At 72.7% G+C, this 18,195-nt stretch carries 17 protein-coding genes and 1 riboswitch; of the genes, 6 read left to right on the top strand and 11 right to left on the bottom strand.

What is annotated here, in order from left to right; all coding sequences use genetic code 11:
• Positions 1-240: 240 nt before the first annotated feature.
• The gene (locus ACFY3L_RS05220; protein ID WP_389318885.1) at positions 241-375 is read left to right on the top strand and encodes a hypothetical protein; all 135 of its coding nucleotides are present in this window, start codon (positions 241-243) and stop codon (positions 373-375) included.
• Between the two features lie 2 nt (positions 376-377).
• On the opposite strand, the gene ACFY3L_RS05215 is transcribed toward ACFY3L_RS05220, so the two are convergent.
• Positions 378-1,058, bottom strand: a complete 681-nt coding sequence (locus tag ACFY3L_RS05215) for a hypothetical protein (protein WP_389318884.1) — start codon at positions 1,056-1,058, stop codon at positions 378-380.
• Positions 1,059-1,285: 227 nt separating this feature from the next.
• Here ACFY3L_RS05215 and ACFY3L_RS05210 point away from each other — a divergent pair, with 227 nt between their 5' ends.
• Positions 1,286-1,762 carry a dienelactone hydrolase family protein gene (locus ACFY3L_RS05210; RefSeq protein ID WP_389319164.1) on the top strand — a complete coding sequence of 159 codons (477 nt, stop codon included), beginning with the start codon at positions 1,286-1,288 and terminating at the stop codon, positions 1,760-1,762.
• Here the strand turns inward: ACFY3L_RS05210 and ACFY3L_RS05205 are convergent.
• The 4 genes from ACFY3L_RS05205 to ACFY3L_RS05190 all read right to left on the bottom strand — a co-directional run bounded on the left by ACFY3L_RS05205 (position 1,757) and on the right by ACFY3L_RS05190 (position 4,741).
• Positions 1,757-2,302, bottom strand: coding sequence for a hypothetical protein (locus ACFY3L_RS05205; protein WP_389318882.1), 546 nt, complete (start codon positions 2,300-2,302; stop codon positions 1,757-1,759). The genes ACFY3L_RS05210 and ACFY3L_RS05205 overlap by 6 nt on opposite strands.
• A gap of 28 nt (positions 2,303-2,330) precedes the next feature.
• Positions 2,331-3,212, bottom strand: a complete 882-nt coding sequence (locus ACFY3L_RS05200; RefSeq protein ID WP_389318880.1) for an ADP-ribosylglycohydrolase family protein — start codon at positions 3,210-3,212, stop codon at positions 2,331-2,333.
• A 111-nt stretch (positions 3,213-3,323) separates the two neighbouring features.
• Positions 3,324-3,728 (bottom strand): VOC family protein, encoded by a 405-nt coding sequence (locus ACFY3L_RS05195; RefSeq protein ID WP_389318878.1) that lies wholly within the window; start codon positions 3,726-3,728, stop codon positions 3,324-3,326.
• Positions 3,729-3,751: 23 nt separating this feature from the next.
• On the bottom strand, positions 3,752-4,741 hold the full coding sequence (locus tag ACFY3L_RS05190) for an NlpC/P60 family protein (RefSeq protein ID WP_389318876.1): 990 nt from the start codon (positions 4,739-4,741) through the stop codon (positions 3,752-3,754).
• Between the two features lie 7 nt (positions 4,742-4,748).
• A riboswitch (cyclic di-AMP (ydaO/yuaA leader) is annotated at positions 4,749-4,928 on the bottom strand.
• Between the two features lie 273 nt (positions 4,929-5,201).
• On the opposite strand from ACFY3L_RS05190, the gene ACFY3L_RS05185 reads away from it, so the two are divergent.
• A complete protein-coding gene (locus ACFY3L_RS05185; RefSeq protein ID WP_389318874.1) occupies positions 5,202-6,194 on the top strand; it encodes a serine/threonine protein phosphatase in 993 nt (330 codons plus the stop codon).
• 69 nt (positions 6,195-6,263) lie between these two features.
• Positions 6,264-8,420 carry a DEAD/DEAH box helicase gene (locus tag ACFY3L_RS05180; protein WP_389318872.1) on the top strand — a complete coding sequence of 719 codons (2,157 nt, stop codon included), beginning with the start codon at positions 6,264-6,266 and terminating at the stop codon, positions 8,418-8,420.
• Positions 8,421-8,427: 7 nt separating this feature from the next.
• On the opposite strand, the gene ACFY3L_RS05175 is transcribed toward ACFY3L_RS05180, so the two are convergent.
• Both ACFY3L_RS05175 and lepB read right to left on the bottom strand, forming a co-directional pair.
• Positions 8,428-8,631 (bottom strand): hypothetical protein, encoded by a 204-nt coding sequence (locus tag ACFY3L_RS05175; protein WP_389318871.1) that lies wholly within the window; start codon positions 8,629-8,631, stop codon positions 8,428-8,430.
• 121 nt (positions 8,632-8,752) lie between these two features.
• Positions 8,753-9,301, bottom strand: a complete 549-nt coding sequence (gene lepB / locus ACFY3L_RS05170; protein WP_389318869.1) for a signal peptidase I — start codon at positions 9,299-9,301, stop codon at positions 8,753-8,755.
• A gap of 102 nt (positions 9,302-9,403) precedes the next feature.
• On the opposite strand from lepB, the gene ACFY3L_RS05165 reads away from it, so the two are divergent.
• A complete protein-coding gene (locus tag ACFY3L_RS05165; RefSeq protein WP_389318867.1) occupies positions 9,404-10,354 on the top strand; it encodes a response regulator in 951 nt (316 codons plus the stop codon).
• 7 nt (positions 10,355-10,361) lie between these two features.
• Here the strand turns inward: ACFY3L_RS05165 and ACFY3L_RS05160 are convergent, their stop codons facing one another.
• From ACFY3L_RS05160 to ACFY3L_RS05145, 4 genes are all read right to left on the bottom strand, one after another.
• On the bottom strand, positions 10,362-11,828 hold the full coding sequence (locus ACFY3L_RS05160) for a TerD family protein (RefSeq protein ID WP_389318865.1): 1,467 nt from the start codon (positions 11,826-11,828) through the stop codon (positions 10,362-10,364).
• Between the two features lie 174 nt (positions 11,829-12,002).
• Positions 12,003-12,257 (bottom strand): hypothetical protein, encoded by a 255-nt coding sequence (locus ACFY3L_RS05155; RefSeq protein ID WP_389318863.1) that lies wholly within the window; start codon positions 12,255-12,257, stop codon positions 12,003-12,005.
• The gene (locus tag ACFY3L_RS05150) at positions 12,215-14,752 is read right to left on the bottom strand and encodes a putative bifunctional diguanylate cyclase/phosphodiesterase (RefSeq protein ID WP_389318861.1); all 2,538 of its coding nucleotides are present in this window, start codon (positions 14,750-14,752) and stop codon (positions 12,215-12,217) included. Before ACFY3L_RS05150 ends, ACFY3L_RS05155 begins: the two co-directional genes overlap by 43 nt.
• Positions 14,753-14,826: 74 nt before the next feature.
• Positions 14,827-16,392 carry a putative Ig domain-containing protein gene (locus ACFY3L_RS05145; protein WP_389318859.1) on the bottom strand — a complete coding sequence of 522 codons (1,566 nt, stop codon included), beginning with the start codon at positions 16,390-16,392 and terminating at the stop codon, positions 14,827-14,829.
• 169 nt (positions 16,393-16,561) lie between these two features.
• Here ACFY3L_RS05145 and ACFY3L_RS05140 point away from each other — a divergent pair, with 169 nt between their 5' ends.
• Positions 16,562-18,178, top strand: coding sequence for an amidohydrolase (locus ACFY3L_RS05140; protein ID WP_389318857.1), 1,617 nt, complete (start codon positions 16,562-16,564; stop codon positions 18,176-18,178).
• Positions 18,179-18,195 lie beyond the last annotated feature (17 nt).

Raw genomic sequence — 18,195 nt, 5'->3', positions numbered from 1 at the left:
GCCTGCCGGCCGGGCGTCGTGGGCGGCCTCGCGGATGTCCGGGTCGGGGTGCCGGCGCGCCGGGACCGTCCGGAATGGCGTCGAGGAGGCTCAAGGCGCCCACGATACCGACCGCGGGAGTCCCGTGGGGGCGGCGATCATGAGGCAGGTCCGCACGGTCGCGGCCGGTTGGATCGAACCCGCCGGGGTAGCCGGATCTTCGGAGAACGTCATGCCTGAGCCGCGGGGAAGGAGTCCACCGTGCAGCATCGACCGCTGGGCCGCACCGGCGTCCGGGACGGCCGGGCCGTCGACCGGCTGGAGAAGGTCACCGACGAGCAGCACGACCCGCGGCCCGCGGGGCCACGGGGCTCAGGCCGCATCGCAGGTGCGTGACGTCAGATCAGGAACGACCGGCGGGTCTCCGCGCCCACGTTGATGGTGCCGACCAGCGTGCCGGAGTGGTCGTGCACATCCGTCGTCCGGTTGCTGCGCATCACCTCGCGGATGCCCGGCGGCAGCGCCGGCGGGTCGTCCTCGGTCAGGCGCATCCGCGTCGCGGCGGCGATGAGGCGCGACACGAGGCGGGCGGCGTCGGCGGTGACCGGCACCCGGCCGAACTCCCAGCCGGACACGGTGAGGTCCAGCAGCTCCAGCGTGTGCGCCAGCAGCAGGTTGGGGTCGGTCAGCACCATGGCCCGCTTGACGTCCGCCTCGACGGCCGTCAGCGCCGCCGACAGGTGGACGTACGGGTGCAACGGCAGCTCCGTCAGGCGGTACCGCAGGTGCGGCCCCATCTGCCGGTACAGCGCCCGATAGTCGCGCCGGTCCACGCGGTGCCCGCGCACCTGCGCCTGAACGTCGGCGTAAGCGTGGTCGGCGGTGTCGTGCACGATCCGGGTCGCGACGGACAGCCCGTCGTCGCCGGTGAGCGCCTGCGCCAGCGAAGCTGCCTGCTGCTGCCAGCCGCCGGCCACGTGCGCCCCGTACCGCTGCCGGACGTCGGCCAGCAGCGCCTCCTGCCGTGCCGGGTCGACCAGGACAGCCCTGCCGGCCGCCTTGCGCCGGAACCACCGCATGCCCCGCTCCTCACCTCACGCCCGATCGATCATGACATCGGTACGACCAGTACACCATTCGACGTCGACGCATTCCTTGCCTGTCCGCTCGCGGGCCGCCTGGCACGCATAGGGTGGCAACATGGCTGAGGTTGTCCTGTTCCACCACGCCCAGGGGCTGACGACGGGCGTCGTCGCGTTCGCCGACGCGCTGCGCCGGGCCGGGGCACACGGTCCACACCCCCGACCTGTTCGACGGGCGCACGTTCGACAGCATCGAGGCCGGCCTGGCGTACGCCACCGAGCTCGGCTTCCCCGGCGAGATCCTGAGCCGCGGCGCGCGGGCGGTGGCGGAGCTGCCCGGCGAGCTCGTCTACGCCGGCTTCTCGCTCGGCGTGCTGCCCGCCCAGCTGCTGGCGCAGACCCGCCCGGGCGCCCGGGGCGCGCTGCTGTGCTACTCGTGCGTGCCGGTCACCGAGTTCGGCCCCGCCTGGCCCGCCGACGTGCCGGTCCAGGTGCACGGGATGGACGCCGACCCGATCTTCGTCGGCGAGGGTGACATCGACGCCGCCCGTGACCTGGTCGCCCAGGCGAAGGACGGCGAGCTGTTCCTGTACCCGGGCGACCAGCACTACTTCGCCGACAGCTCCCTGCCGACCTACGACCCGGAGGCGACCGCCCTGCTCATCCGCCGGACGCTCGACCTGTTGGCGCCTGTTTCATGAGCTGACGGCCCGCAGCGCGGCGAGCAGCCAGGTGAACGCCGGCACGGCCGGCGGCCCCGCCTCGGTGCCGTTCAGGGTGGCGAGCAGCTGCCAGTAGCGCTCGACTCGGGCGTCGGCGACCAGCTCCAGCCATCGGACGAACGCGGCCGTCTCCTCGGCGGGCAGGTCGGCTGGGACGATCCGGCGCACGATCGCGCGCGCCTCGGGCGAGCCGGCGGCGACACCGCGCTCGACGGCGTCGCCGGCGTGGGCGAGGACGAGCGGGCGGATGTTCATCCCGAACTCCAGCCGCGGGTCGCTCAGCACCATGGTGCGCAGCTTGCGCCGGAACGCGGTGTCGGCGACGAGCTCGGCGAGCTCCAGCCACGCGGCGGCCCGCGCGCCGGTCGGGTCGTCCGCGAGGCCGGTGGGCAGCTCCCGCATCCAGCCGGCCACGATGGCGCCGTCGGGGTCGGTCACGCCGTCGAACACGGTGGCGACGAAGTCGTCGATGAGGTCTTGCCGCTGCTGTACCGACAGCTGGTCGGGTGTGCTGGTCACGGTCAACTCCTCGGTCGTGTCTCGGCCGCTACCAGGTTGGGAGCGGCTCGCAAGCGTCGGTCCATGTCGCGGGCACCCCGTCCAGGCCGGTGCGGGCGGCGACGATGCCACCGGCGATGGCGCAGGTGGTGTCCATGTCGCCGCCGGCGCTGACGGTCGCCCATAGCGCCTCGGCGAGGTCGTCCAGGTGCCGGGCGGCGCACCAGATCGCGTAGGGCACGGTGTCCGGGGCGGAGATCAGCGTTCCGCAGCCGACCTCACCGGCGATCCACCGCGGCTCCCGGTCGAACGGTCGGCGGCAGAGCAGGCGGAGCCGGGCGGCGACCTCGCCGTCGGGTGTGCGCGCGGCCACCTGCGGCAGCAGCTCCTCGGCCGGCACCCGCCGGACCGCCAGCGCGGCCGCGACGGCGACAGCGACGGCACCGGCGGTCGCTTCGGGGTGCGCATGGGTGACCGCCGCGGACAGCGCCGCCTGCTCGACGACCAGGTCGAGGTCGTCGGCGAACCAGGCGCCCAGCGGGGCGACGCGCATCGCGGCGCCGTTGCCCCACGAGCCCTGACCGCCGAACTGCGCGGCCGTCACCGACCGCCAGGCCGCACCGTCGCCGACGGCCTGCAGCACGCCGTGCATGGACGGGCCGTAGTTGCGGTACGGGTCGGCGGCGTACGCATCGGCGAACCGGCGGGTCAGGTCGTCCTGCACCACCTGGCCGTGGTCGCGGAGCGTCCCGTACAGCGAGACGGCCATCGCGGTGTCGTCGGTCCACGGCCACGGCCCCTTCGGCACCAGCCGCTCCTCGATCTGCCACTGCATCCGGTCGGCGGGCCGGAAGAACCAGGTCTCGCCGAACGCGTCGCCCAACGCCGTCCCGTGCAACGAACGGGTCGCGGCGTCGACGTCGGTGATCACCGTCCGATCGTGGCAGCCGGTCACCGCACCTGTCGAACCGTTTCCGCGCACCGCCCCCACCGCTTCGTGCGCCCACCGCTTCGTGCGGCCGGCCGCACGAATGGCCGGCGGTCAGGCGAAGTCGGCTTCGGTCATGCCCTCCGGATGGCCCGGCGGCCACTGTACGAGCTCGATGCGGTACCCGTCGGGGTCGGTGAGCCAGGACGTGGCCATGCCCTCGCCGTGGTCGGTCGGCGGCTCGGCCGTGAGGCCCCTGCCGGCCAGGTCGGCGACCGTGGTGCTGAGGTCGTCGACCTGGACGACGAGGTGGTTGACGGCGCCGGTGTCGACGACCGGCCGGGCGGGGTCGTGCACCAGCTCGAGGCTGACGAACGGGTCACCGGGCAGCCGCAGCATCGTCAGGCTGCCGAACCCGGTCTCCGGGACGTGGCCGACCTTGGAATAGCCGACCGCGGTGTAGAACGCGAGCGAGCGCTCCAGATCCGTGACCCGCAGCCCGAGATGCAACGTGCGCATGCCCGGCAGACTACCGTCCGTGGTTACGCGACTCTGCCGTAGCCGTACAGCGTGTCGATGTCGACGGGAGCGACCTTGACGACCGTGCGGCTGTTCGGGGCGTGGATGATCTGGTTGTTGCCGATGTAGATGCCCACGTGCCCGAGGCCGTTGTAGAACACCAGGTCGCCGGGGGCGAGCTGGCTCCGGGAGATGTGGCGGACCTTCGACCACTGCTGCGCGGCGTTGTGCGGCAGTGTCACGCCGGCCGCCTTCCACGCCATCATGGTCAGCCCCGAGCAGTCGAACGTGTTCGGGCCGGCCGCGCCCCACACGTACTTCTTGCCGAGCTGCGCCCAGGCGTAGTTGACCGCCTTGCCCGCGTTGCCGGACACGGCCGGCGGCTTGGCCGGGTTCGTCGCCGGCGGTGGGGTGGTGGTCTTGACCTTCGCCGCCGCGGCGGCCGCCTCGGCCTTGGCCTGCAGCGCGTCGAGGCGGGCGATGTCGCCCTCGATCTTCTTGCGCCGGGTCTCCAACTCGGTCTTCTGCTGGCTCTGCGCGGCAAGGGTCTCGTCGAGGCGCCGCTGCTCGGTGTCGAACGCGCCCTTCGCCGCCGCGTACGCCGCCAGGTCCCGCTGCTGGCTGTGCGAGATCTGCTGGAGCGTGCCGACGCGGGCACTGAGCGTGTCGGTCGATGTCGCGCCCAGCATCAGCGACAAGGTGCCGAGGTTGCCCCCGGACTTGTACGCGTTGACCGCGAGCGCGGCGGCATTGTCCTGCGCCGCCGTCAGGGTGTCCTGCAGCGGCGCCATGTCGGCCCGCAGCTTCGTGATCGCCGCCTGGGTGGCTTCCAGGTCGCCGTTGACCTTGTTGTACAGCTCGACGACGTGCTCGACCTCCTGGTTGCCCTTGTCGATCTGAGCCTGCAGCTCCTGCGGCGTCGGGTCCGCCTGCGCGGCGCAGGCCGGGGCGATCATCGCCGCCACTGCCAGTGCGACGACCGAGGCGCGGAGCGTCGTGCGTCCGTTGAACACGGCACAGTCCTTCTTCGGTGACCGCCTACCGGGTTAGCTGACGGATTCGGGCGAGAAGAAGGCGCGCCCTACCGCGCCCCGGTGTGGCGGGCGCGGATTCACCCCATGGGGAGGCCCCGGTTGGTTCCCCGGCTCACCGGCCGCCCGCATCGAACACGCGCGACCGACAACTCGGCGGTGGCTGCCCGGCCACCCCGGCGGGGCGGGCGACGTCCGGCAGGCCGGGCCAAACGTAACGCGGCGCGGCACTGTCAGCTCTCGATCTAAGCCACACTTAACGAAGACACAAGACAGACCTGCCGAGCGCTCTACCGGAGGCGATCGACGGAGCGGGCCATGACGGCCAGGCCGGCGACGGCCAGCAGGGCGAGGGCGGCCGGGATGAGGGACACCCGCGGGAGCCCGATGGCGGCGGCGCCGGTGCCACCGGCGGGATCGGAGTGAGGACTAGGCTCCCGCCATGTCCCGGCTGAGCAGACACTGCGCCGTCTCCACGGAGTTGGCCCTGCTCAGCGACGCCAGGCTGGCCCGGCTCGTCGACAACGCCCAGGCGCTCGGCGTCGGTGTCGGCGGCGCCTCGGCCCTGCTGGGCGTCGCCGGCACGCCGGTCTTCGTGAAGCGGCTCGCGCTGACCGACCTGGAGCGCCTTCCGCGGCACGTGCGCTCGACGGCGAATCTGTTCGAGCTCCCGACGTCCTGCCACTACAGCGTCGTCGCGCACGGTGGCGGGGGCTTCGGCGCGTGGCGGGAGCTCGCGGCGAACACCATGACGACGAGCTGGGTGCTGGCCGGTAGGACCGAGGCGTTTCCGCTGCTGTACCACTGGCGCGTGCTGCCGGGCGCGCCGCCGCCCGCCGAGGAGCACGAGGACATCGACCGGGCCGTCGCGTACTGGGACGGATCGGCGGCGGTGCGGCGGCGCCTCGAGGCCCTTGCGGCGGCGTCGGCGAGCGTGGTGCTGTTCCTCGAGTACGTCCCGCAGCGCCTGGACGCGTGGCTGCGCGAGCATCCGGACGCCGTCGGCACGGTTGAGCACCGCCTGACCGCCGACGTCGCCTTCATGAATGCCAACGGGCTGCTGCACTTCGACGCGCACTTCGGCAACATCCTGACCGACGGCGACACGCTCTACCTGACGGACCTCGGGCTGGCCACGTCGCCCCGGTTCGAGCTCTCCGCGCAGGAGCGGGCGTTCCTCGAGCGGCACCGCGACCACGACGCGAGATATGCCGTGCGGGAGCTGCTCAACTGGATCGTCGCCAACGTCGCCGGGATCACCGGGACCACCGAGCGCCACGCCTACCTGCGTCGCTGCGCGGCGGGAGCGGCACCCGACGGGCTTCCCGCACCGTTCGCGGAGATCGTCACCCGGCACGCTCCGGTCGCGGCGGCCATGAACGACTTCTTCTGGAAGGTGTACGGCGTGAGCCGCACCCCGCCGTTCCCCGAGTGACCGGCCCGCGCCGAGCGGCACCGCCGCTGTATCGGTACCTTCAAGAGCATGTATGCCGGCGCTGCGAGCATGAGGCCGCGGGAGGCGCGTGCCCTGCTGGCGCGGGCCGACGAGGTGCACGGCGACGCCGGGACGATCGCCGGGACCGTGGCGGCGGCGCGGGACGAGGTCGTCGCGGCGTACGAGGTGGCGCGGGAGCCGCAGGTGTGGGCCGCGATCGGCACGATGTCGATCGAGACGGTGAAGGACACTGTGGACGGCCGGGCGCGGCTGGACGAGCTGCCGGCGCACGGGATCTGTTCGGTGGCGGACGTGCTGAAGGCCGGGCCCGATCGGCTCACGAAGGTGCCGGGGATCGGGGCGGAGACGGCGCGCAAGACCATGCACGCCGCCGAGCAGCTCAAGCGGGCCGCGCGGGACTCGCTGCAGTTCAGGATCGAGTTCGACCCGAAGAACGCGGACATGACGCGGCTGGTGCGGGCCCTCGCGCAGTGGCGGGAGGTGTCGCAGGCGGCCGGTGCGCGGGAGGCCGACGCGCAGCGGTGCAAGGAAGAGCTTGACGCGCAGCGGCCGATGGCCGGCCCGGCCGCGGCAGGCGCGTGGCGCAGGATGTTCATGCGGGCCGCGAACAGGGCCGCGGCGGCCGAGGCGGCGCTGGCGGTACAGGCGACGCTGCAGGAAGCCGAGCGCGCCGGCCTGCCGGAGGCCGCCCGGGGGCTGCGCAAGGTCCGCACGCCCGGCGACCGGTGGGTGTGGCGGGACTTCGAGCGGCACTCAGCCGACTACTACGGCCTGCTCAGCCAGGTCGTCGGGCTCGGCGGCGACGTCGCGGCCAGCGAAGGGTTCCTGCCCGCCGACATCGTCGAACGCGTCGGCGCCCAGCAGCTGGACACGTCGCGGCTGAGCGACGGCCTGCGGTTGCGCGGCTACCAGTCGTTCGGCGCGCGGTTCGCGCTGGTGCAGCGGCGGGTCGTGCTCGGCGACGAGATGGGGCTGGGCAAGACGGTGCAGGCGATCGCCGCGATGGCGCACCTGGCCGCCCGGGGCGCGACCCACTTCCTGGTCGTCTGCCCGGCGAGTGTACTGATCAACTGGTCCCGCGAGATCGCCCGCCACTCGACCGTCCCCGTCGTCACGCTGCACGGCAACGGACGGGCGCGGGCGGCGGCCCGGTGGCGGGCCCAGGGCGGCGTCGGGGTCGTCACGTTCGGGTCGCTGGGCGCGGTCCCGCTGCCGCCGCCCCGCCCGGCGCTGCTGGTCGTCGACGAGGCGCACTACGTGAAGAACCCCGACGCGAAGCGCTCGCAGGCGGTGAACCGGGTCGCGGCGGAGTCCGACCGGGTGCTGTTCCTCACCGGTACCCCCATGGAGAACCGCATCGACGAGTTCCGTGCGCTGATCGAGCACCTGCGGCCGGAGATCGCCGCGGACATGGGGCCGGAGCACGCGGCGATCAGCGTCGAGGCGTTCCGCCGGGCGGCGGCCCCGGTGTACCTGCGGCGCAACCAGCCCGACGTGCTCACCGAGCTGCCGGAGCTCGTGCAGGTCGACGAGTGGGAGGAGTTCGGCGCCGAGGACGCCGCCGCCTACCGCGCCGCGGTCCAGGAGGGCAACTTCATGGCGATGCGCCGGGCGGCGTTCGCGGTCCAGCGGCCGCGCGACTCGGCGAAGCTGACCCGCCTGCTGGAGCTCACCCAGGAGGCCCTCGCGGCCAAGCGCCACGTGGTGGTCTTCTCCTACTTCCGTGATGTCCTGGCCGTCGTCCATGCGGCGCTCGGCGCCGACGCCCGCGGGCCGATCACGGGGTCGACGCCGGTGGCCGACCGGCAGCGCATCGTGGACGACTTCACCGCCTCCCGCAAGCCCGCCGTGCTGGTCTGCCAGATCGAGGCGGCCGGCGTCGGCGTGAACATCCAGGCCGCCTCCGTCGTCATCCTGTGCGAGCCGCAGGTGAAGCCCTCGATCGAGGCCCAGGCGATCGCCCGCGCCCACCGCATGGGCCAGGTCCGCACCGTTCAGGTCCACCGCCTGCTCATCGCGGACTCCGTCGACGAGCGGATGATCGAGATCCTCGGCTCGAAGGCCCAGCTCTTCGACGCGTACGTGCGGCACAGCACCATCGCGCAGGCCTCTCCCGGCGCCGTGGACATCTCCGAGGTCCAGCTCGCCCGGATGATCGTCGCCGAGGAGCAGCAACGCCTCGCCGGCGCCCTCGTCAACCGATGACGTCCGGTCACTCGGCCAGGCTGCGGAGCCGCCGCTTGATGCGGTGCGACAGCGTGGCGTTGTGCCGTGCGACCTGCGCGAGGCGGTCGCGCGCCTGCGCCGCCAGCGGGCTGTCGTCGCCGAGCAGCCGGGGAAGTGCCGCCGCGTGCGCCGCACGGTCCACCGGCCGGCTCAACAGGTCGGCGAGCGCTGCCGCTCGTACCGACGCCACCGCCGCTGCGAGGTCGACCGGGTCGCCGGCGAGAAACCTGCCCGGACCTGCCGCTCGGATGAGGTCAGTGTGTGTGGGGGCGGCGCATCCAGCGATGATCGCAGATGCCGTCGGGCGGGGCCTACTCGGCCACCGCGACGATCCGGTCGCTGTGCACCGTGCCGAGACAGCGCGAGTCCATCGAGATGCCGCGGCTGTCGCCCATCAGGAACACCTGGCCGGTCCCGACGGGCATGGGCCCGAACCGCCGCGACACGCACCGGTCGTCCGGCGGATTGTCGATGCTGGAGTTCTCGCCGAGGTACGGCTCGTCGAGGGTGATCCCGTCGACCGTCACCCGTCCCTGGTCGTCGCAGCAGGCGATCTCGGCCTCGCCGACCGCCACGACCCGAGCCACCGACACGCCGCGCCGGTCCCACGACGGGGGCGGGGTGAAGACGACGACATCGCCGGCGTGCGGCTGGTACGAGCCCGGGCGCACGCGCCTTGCCTTGAACGACTGGCCCGCGCTGAGCTTCGGCTGCATGGCGTCGGTGTTCATGGTGTACTCGGCGCGCTCGTCCGCGGCGGTGCAGCCGCTCAGCAGCAGCGCCGCACAGAGCAGGATCCGCGGCAGCGGGACGCTCGCGGTGGCCGTGAGGCCGGCCCGCGGCGGGTGCGTGAAGGCCACGGCGCCGATCGTCCCACGGGCCGCGCCGCGCGGCGTCTCCGCACCCTGGGTGGGCGAAAAGCGTAGCATGTCCGGATACGGAGCGTGACGGGGGCGATGCGGGTGGAGACGACTGCGACGGTCGGCTACCGGTTGCTGTTCCGGCATGCGCCCGCGGCGCTGCTGGTGCTGGACCCGCACCTGACGATCGTCGAGGCCAGCGACGCGTACCTGGCCGCCACCATGTGCACCCGGGACGGCCTGATCGGGCGGGGCGTGTTCGAGGCGTTCCCCGTCAACCCCGACGACCCGGAGTCGTCCGGGATCGCGGCGCTCGACGCCTCGCTGCGGCGCGTGCTGCGGGAGCACACGACCGATGTGATGGCGATCCATCAATACGACATCCCGCGCGTCGGCGGTGGCTTCGACAGGCGGTTCTGGGCGCCGGTCAACGAGCCCGTCTGCGACGAGGACGGCCAGCTGCGCTGGATCGTGCACCGCGTCGACGACGTCACCGCCTATGTGGAGTCCCGGCCCGACGGGCTGCGGTTCGCGCAACTGGCCGAGCAGGTGCGCACCAGCAACGCCCGGGCCGAGGCGGAGGTCTTCGCCCACCAGCGGCTGCACCAGGAGCATCAGGTGCTGCAGGCCCTGCTCGACAGCCTCGACGCGGCCGTGGTCGGCTGTGGCCACGACGGCCGGGTGGTGCTGGCCAACGACGCCGCCCGCGACCTGCTCGGCCCCCAGATCACCGTGCCGCCCACCGAGTGGGGGCCGGTGCTGCACCTGCACCACCCGGACGGCCGCCCGATCGGCCCCGGTGAGCTGCCGCTGGTGCGGGCGTTGCACGGCGAACGGGTGCTGGACCTCGTCATGCCCGGGCTGAACGGCCTGGACGTCTGCCGCGCGCTGCGCGCCGACCCGGCGACCGCCGACGTCCCGATCCTCATGCTGTCGGCCTACGCCATGCCCGCCGACCTGCAGGCCGGCCTCGACGCCGGCGCCGACGACTACATGATGAAACCGTTCCACAGCGACGAGCTGATCGCCCGCTGCACCGCGCTGATCAAGTGATCGCCGGTCACACCTCGTAGGGCTGGACCACCACGAAGTGGCCCTGCAACCCCATGAACTGCAGCGCGAGGCCTTCGCCGCTGTCGCCGGCGTACAGCTGCCGTGACAGCCTGACCTGTGTCGACACCGAGACCCGCATGCCTGACGTCCAGGCGACGACGGCCTTCATGTCGGCGAACGTCGGGCCCTGGCACTGCAGCGTCACCGGCGTGCCCCGGGTCATGACCACGATCGCACCCTGCCCGGACACCACCAGGTGGAACATGCCGCCGCCCGGGATGCCGGGGCTCTCGATCCGCGCGATCTGTGTCTGCAGGGTGGCGTCGAACGCGAGCACGTTGTCGGCGTTGACGCACAGCGACTGGCCGTCGAGCTCGACGATGTGCAGGTCGGTGGCGTTCTCGGCGAGGAACACCTCGCCCTGGCCCTTGCACGTCATCAGCTTCAGGCCCTGGCCGGTGACGGCGCCCTCGAACATGGCCCGCAGGCCGCCGGAGCCCTTGTAGATGAACTCGACGCTGCCCTGATAGGCGACCATCGACCCGCGCCGCGCGTGCACCTCCGGCCCCAGGGCCACCTTCACCATCTTGCTGCCCTGTTTCGTCCACCGGCCGGTGGTCGGCGCCTCCCGGTACTTGTCCAGGCTCGTCATGACCCCGGGCCGGACCCGCTCGGGCTGCGGCGGCACCGGTGCACCGTGCGGCTGCCGCGGGTGTTGTACGGGTGGCGGCCCCCACTGTTGTTGCTGCTGCGCCGGCGCCGGTACGGGCGGCCCGGGCATGTGCGGCGGCGGCGCGAAACCCCGCGGCGCCTGTACGGGCGGCGGTGGCAGCGCTTGAGCGGGCGCCGGTGGGGGCGCTTGTGCGGGCGGTGGTGGGGGCGCTTGTGCGGCTGGCGGTGGCGGTGCGAAGGACGGCGGCGGTGCCGCTGGTGCGGGCGCCGGCTCGTCGTCCACGGTCCCGCCGTAGGAGCGGATCAGGTCGGCCAGCCCGCCGGCGAACCCCTGCCCGACGGCCCCGACCCGCCAGACCCCCTTGCGGTACACGTCACCGATGATGATCGCCCGCTCGGTGCCGAAGTCCGCGCCGGTGAAGCTGTACCGCACGACCTCCTGGCCGCCGGCCACGATCCGGATGTACCCGGACCGCAGCTGCCGGGCGGTGCCCGCACCGTCGATCGACGCGCAGAACGACAGCTTCGCGATCTTCTCCGGCACCCTGCTCAGCACCGCGCGGAACCCCTCGGTGTCCCCGCCCTGCGCGCCGACCTTCTGGATCGACCCCTCCGGCGAGCTCGGCTGGTTGAAGAAGATGAAGTACGCGTCGTCGGCCATCCTGTTGGCCGCGTCGAGCCCGAAGCACGAGATGTCCCAGGTCAGCCCAGGCCCGTCCAGGAACACCCCGACATACAGCTCGTCCGTGCTGGTCAGCGCCGACAGCGGGCTCTTCTGCCCCCGGGTGAACACCTGAGCCACGTGCCCCTCCTCGGCCCAACATCATCGCGTCCCTGAAGAACCTACCGCGCACCACGGAGGCGTCGCAGCGGCAGGTGCAGGCGGCGAGCGCGGCCCGCGGCCGTCGGCCTGACGCGGCTCAAGGAGATCGGCGGCTACGACGACGCCGCGACCGGGGAGCTGTGACGCGGGCTGTCAGCCGCAGCGGGCGGCGCGGTGCCGGCGCAGCGACTCCGGGTCCGGCCAGTCGGCGGGGTCGAGCGGCAGGTGCAGGAGCCGGCCGTCCCAGTGGCGGTACGTGGCGTCCGTGATGGACGTGGCGACCCGGACGGTGAAGTCGTCGTCGAGCCACAGCAGGTGCCGGTCGAACAGGTTGCGCAGGTCCGCGCGCAGGAGCAGGCAGTTGGTCACGGCGTCCGGCGGACCGGCGTGCGGGGCGATGCGGGCCACCTCCAACACTTCGCGGGTGGCGACGCTGCTGATGGCGCACCGCCATTCATAAGCGACGAGGACGGCCCGCGCGGTGCGGGCGGGCCGGGCGGCGCGCAGCAACATCGGACCTCCTTGACGGTCAGGCGGGGGCCGGCGCGGGGTGGGGCAGGGCGTGGCGTTCGAGGTCGGCGGGGAGCAGGCAGGGGACGGGCGTAGTGGTAGCCCTGGGCGTACCGGTAGCCGAGGCGGCGCAGCTCCGCGGCCTGCTCGGCGGTCTCGACGCCCTCGGCGACCGCGCGCAGGTGCAGGCCACTGCTGATGTCGATGAGCGCGGCGGCGATGACCGCGTGCTCGCCGCCGTGGGTGACGGTGTCGACGAACGACTTGTCGACCTTCAGCAGGTCGACGGGGCAGGTGCGCAGCAGGCCGAGCGAGGAGTGGCCGGTGCCGAAGTCGTCGAGGGCGACCGCGACGCCGAGATCCTTCAGCGCGTGCAGGGTCTCCACGGCGGTGCCGCCGTCGAAGACGGCCGTCTCGGTGACCTCGATGGTGAGGTGGTGGGCCGGCAGGCCGGTGCTGCGCAGGACGGCGGCGACGTCGTCGGCGAAGCCGGCCTCGCGCAGCTGGCGGGCCGACACGTTGACGCTGACGATGGCCGGGGCGTCCGGGCCGAGCTCGAACCGCCAGCGGGCCGCCTGCGTGCACGCCTCGGCGAGGATCCACGCGCCGAGGGGCACGATGAGGCCGGTGCGTTCCGCCGCCGGGATGAACTCGACCGGCGGGATCGGGCCGCGCTCGGGGTGGTTCCAGCGGACGAGGGCCTCCACGCCGTACAGGGACCCGTCGGTGATGTCGACGATCGGCTGGTACACCAGATGCAGCTGCCCGGTGTCCAGCGCGGTCCGCAGGTCGGCGGCGACGCGGGCCTGCTCGGCGCCGCGCTGGTCCATCGCGGACGTGTAGACACGGAAGCGGCCCTTGCCCTGGTTCTTCGCCTCGTACATCGCCACGTCGGCGCGGCGCAGCAGCTCCGCCGCGGTGTCGCCGGGCCGGGCGCCGGCGAGGCCGATGCTGGCCTCGACGACGAGGTCGTGCCCGGCCGCCTGCAGCGGGCAGCGCAGCGACGCGGTGAGCGTGTTCAGCGCCGACTCGTGCGCGGCCTGGTCGGTGCCGTGCAGCAGCAGCGCGTACTCGTCGCCGCCGAGCCGGGCGACGGTGCTGCCGGCGGGCACGTGCGCGGTCAGCACGGCGGCGACCGCCTGCAGCAGCGCGTCGCCGACGGCGTGGCCGAGCTGGTCGTTGATGCCCTTGAAGTTGTCCAGGTCGATCACGGCGACGCTGAGCGCCACCGACCCGCCGCCGAGCGCCGCCGTGGTGGCCTCGGCGAAGACGGTGCGGTTGGTGAGGCCGGTCAGCGCGTCATGACCCGCCTGGTGGGCGAGTTTGCGCTGGTACGAGTGGAGATCGCGCAGCCGGGAGTCGAGCTGCTTCACGAGCCGGGCGTTGTCCTGCAGCCGCGCGTCGAGCTGTTGCAGCAGGGCGGCGTTGTCGCGCAGCGCGATGATCTGCCGGGCGGCGACGAGGACGGTGACGGTGATCGCCCCGAGGGCCACGACGACGACGTCGGCGGTGGCCTGGATCGTCGACAGCAGCAGCAGCGCACCGGTGGCGACGACCGCCGCGTACGGCATGACGCTCAGCCGCCGGCCCGGCGGACGGTCCGGGGGCGGCGCGACACCCAGCGCCCGCACCTGCCGGTCGGCGGCCAGGCACAGCACCAGGCAGACCGACGGCAGGATCAGGTGGGAGGTGTTGAGGTGCGGCCGGGACGCCAGCAGCGGCGCGAGGGACCCGCCGCCCGCACCGACCGCGCCGGTGAGCGCGAGCAGGTGCAGCGCCCGCCGGTCGATCGGCCCGGTGCCGGTGAACGCCACCTTGATGAACGCGAAGACGCAGATGAAGCCGCCACCGACCACGGTGAGCGCCGACCAGGTGTCGCCGGCGCTGCCCGCGAACCACGACTCCCACCGCGGGTACACCAGATGCCAGGCGAACGTGATGGTGGTGACGATCACCGTGGCGATGTCCAGGCCGAAGCGCGTCCACGCCCCGCCGGTGCGCCGGATGCCGGGGATGCGCAGCAGGCCGATCATCATGACCAGCAGGCCGCTCAGGTAGATCGCCGAGGTGACGCCGCTGACGTGCTGGTTGCGGTCAACGCCGGCCAGGTTGTCGTGGGCGTTGCTCACCGCGCCGCAGCCGACGAGCACGAGGCCGACGCTCACGTACCGCCAGAACGTCCGCTGCGGCCCGCCGGCCCGCCACGAGCTGACGGCGGCGACCGGGACGCTGACCAGCAGGGCCGACCACCCGACGAGCGCCGGCGTTCGGTACACCAGACCGACCGCGAACCAGAGGGCGGCCAGCACCACGAGGCCGGCCGTGACCGCCAGGGGCGCGGTCAGGCGCAGCGGCGTCACCGAACCGTCAGCGGGCGGGGACGTCACGTTCATGGCCGCACCATCGGTCCGCGACAGCCCGGCCTGAGGCCCGCACCCGGATTCTTCCCGGGTGCGGGCCACCCGGACTAGCTGACCGTGACGGCCAGGTCGTCCAGGACGAAGGAGGTCTGCAGGGAAGAGTCCTCCGTGCCGTTGAACTTGAGGGTGACGGTCTGGCCGGCGAAGGCGTTCAGGCTGTAGGTCTTGGCCTGGTACCCGGTGGCCTTGTTGAGGTTGGACAGCGTGCCGAGGGTGGTGGAGCCGGCCGTGACGGTGAGCTTGTCGTAGGCCGTGGTGCTGGTCGTCTCGGCGGTGTCGATGTGCACGTAGAAGGTCAGGGTCGCCGAGCAGCCGGCGGGGATGGTGACCGACTGGGAGATGGACTCGGTGTGGGTGGAGCCGTAGCCGAGGAGCCAGGCCGAGTAGGTGCCGGTGCGGGCGGGCTGGCCCTGCGAAGCCCACTGGCCGATCGCGCCGGTCGTGCCGGTCCACGAGGTGGCGCCGGACTCGAAGCCGGGGTTGAGCAGCTTCTGGCCGCTGCACGTGCCGCCGCCACCGCTGACCGTCCAGCCGAACGATGCCGTCCCGCTCGCGCCCGTGGTGTCCGTCGCGGTGACCGTCGACGTGGTGGTCTGGGCGGTCGTCGGGGTGCCGGAGATGAGGCCGGTGCTGGAGTTGATGGTGAGACCCGCGGGCAGGCCGGTCGCCGAGTAGGTCAGCGTCTGGCCCGAACCGGACGACGAGGCCGAGATCTGCAGCGACTTCGCCGTGCCGACCGTCGCGGTCTGCGCGCCCGGGTTGGTGACGGTGACCGTGTTGCCGGTGCCGGCGGGCTTGGTGAGCAGGCAGCCGGCGATCGTCAGGTCGATGGCCCGCGACGAGTTGAGGCAGGTGGTGAACCAGTAGGTCTGCTCACCGTAGCTCTGGCCCTGGTGGACCGAGACGTTGCCGTTCGCGTCGACCTCGCACGGGTTGTTCAGCGTGCAGCTGGCACCGTCGTCGTTACCGGTGTTGTTGATGCCGATGACGGTGTTGTCCGCCGACGACACGATCGGCGAGCCGGACGTGCCGTGCGTGGTCTGGCAGCCGGTGTTGTAGCGGATCGAGTCGTGCCAGGTCCACTGGTCCTCGCGCAGGGTGGGCACGAAGCCGTTGATGGTGCAGGTCCAGACCTGCTTCCAGTAGCTGGACGGGATCGTCATCGCCGCGCCGTCGGCCGGGTGGGTGCCGGCGATCGTCAGGGCCGTGGTGTTGAAGCTGGTCTTGATCTGCGCGAACGTCTGGGTCAGCTGGTACAGCGCGACGTCCGTGTTCGTCATCGTCGCGTAGATCAGCTTGTCGGCGCGCACGGTGCCCAGCGAGTTGCCGGTGTTGCCCAGCAGCGTGCCGGTGCGCGAGCTGGTCCGGTTCTGCAGCACGACCCCGGCGTTGATGAAGCCGCCCTCGTAGCAGTGGCCGTTGGTGAGCAGCATCGCCCGGTCGCTGTCGACCGACGTGGGGTACCGGACCAGAGCACCGGAGCAGTTGTTCAGGGCGATCGTCGCCGTCAGGCCGGTGACCTGGACCGCCTGGGCGGGCGCAGGCCCGGCGACGACGCTCGCGGCGACGGCGAGCACGGCCGCGCCGATCGCGATGACCCGTCTTGTGCGCATGGGTGGGTGGTCCCTTCGGGTTGGGGGGAACGCAGCGGGCGCCCGCGGGGATACCGCGGACACTTCGCCGACCGTCGATGTGGTGATGGCACCATCACATCGACGGGCATGCCGGTCAACGGGGCGGACCCTTTGCGTACCCCCACCGTTGCCCGTCATGCTGCCCTGCATGAGTGCGCTGTTGTTCATCGGCGGCCGGGTGTTCGGCGCCGGTCCTGCTTCCGCTGTCGCGGTCCGTGACGGGCGGATCGTCGCCGTTGGCGACCGCGCCTCTGTTTTATCCGAATTGTCCGGCGGTGCCTTCGACGTCGTCGATCTGGACGGCCGGGCGCTCGTCCCCGGCCTGCAGGACGCGCACATCCACCCCGTCTCCGGCGCCCTGGAGCGGCTGCGCTGCGACCTCACGCCATGGCACACGAAGGCCGAGTACCTGGCCGCCGTCGCCGCGTACCCCGGCTCCGGCTGGATCACCGGCGGCGGCTGGTCGATGGCCGCGTTCCCCGGCGGCCTGCCGCACCGCGACGACCTGGACGCCGTCGCTGCCGGGCGCCCCGTCTTCCTGCCCAACCGCGACCACCACTCGGCGTGGGTGAACAGCCGCGCACTGGCGCTCGCGGGCATCACCCGTGACACCGCCGACCCGGCCGGCGGCAGGATCGAGCGGGACGCCTCCGGCGAGCCGACCGGGGTGCTGCACGAGGGCGCCATGGACCTGGTCACCGGCCTGCTGCCGGCGGACACCGCCGAGGACTACGACCGCGCGCTCGCCGAGGCCCAGCGGTACCTCTTCAGTCTCGGCATCACCGGCTGGCAGGACGCGATCGTCGGCTCGTATGCCGGCACCCGCGACCAGTTCGACACCTACCTGTCGGCGGATGCGGCCGGTGTACTGCGCGCCCGCGTCACCGGTGCGCTGTGGTGGGACCGCGCCGGCGACGAGTCGCAGATCGCCCTCTTCGAGTCCCGCCGCGCCGCCGCCGGGCACGGCCGCTTCCGCGCCACCGCCGTGAAGATCATGCAGGACGGCGTGGCTGAGAACTTCACCGCCGCGATGATCGACCCGTACGTCGGCCAGGGCGCCCACTGCGGCCACTCCAACGTCGACCCCGCCCGCCTGGCCTTCTTCGTGCGGCAACTGGCCGCCGCGGGCTTCGGCGTCCACTTCCACGCCATCGGTGACCGCGCGGTCCGCGAATGCCTCGACGCCGTTGCCGCCGCCCGTGCCGCGGGCTTCTCGGGGCCTCGTCACCACCTGGCGCACCTGCAGGTCGTGCACCCTTCCGACGTACCGCGGTTCGCCGCGCTGGACGTCACCGCCAACATCCAGGCGCTCTGGGCGACCCACCACGAGCAGAACGACACCCTCTGCGTCCCGTTCTTCGGCCCCGAACGCGCCGCGTGGCAGTACCCGTTCGGCTCGATCGCCCGCGCCGGCGGACGCCTCGCCGCCGGCAGCGACTGGCCCGTGACGACCCCGAACCCGTGGTGGGCCATCCACGTCGCCGTCCACCGCACGGAGCCCCCCGTCTCCGCCGAGGCCGACTGGCCGACCTCCCAGGTCCCGATGCTCCCTCGCGAGGCGCTGACCCTGGACCAGGCCCTGACCGCCTACACCCTCGGCTCCGCGTACGTGAACGGCACCGACGACCTCACCGGCTCCATCGCGCCCGGCAAGGCCGCCGACCTGGTCGTCCTGGACCGCGACCCGTTCGAACCGGACGCGACCCTCTACGAAACGGCCGCCGACCTCGTCTTCATCGACGGTGAGGTGGTTCACGAGCGGTGACCGGCCTGACAGTGCGC

The organism is Dactylosporangium sp. NPDC000521, assembly GCF_042898305.1.
Taxonomy (GTDB): Bacteria; Actinomycetota; Actinomycetes; order Mycobacteriales; family Micromonosporaceae; genus Dactylosporangium.
The sequence above is the reverse complement of the archived record's forward strand: the minus strand, read 5'-3'. Positions and strand labels throughout refer to the sequence as shown.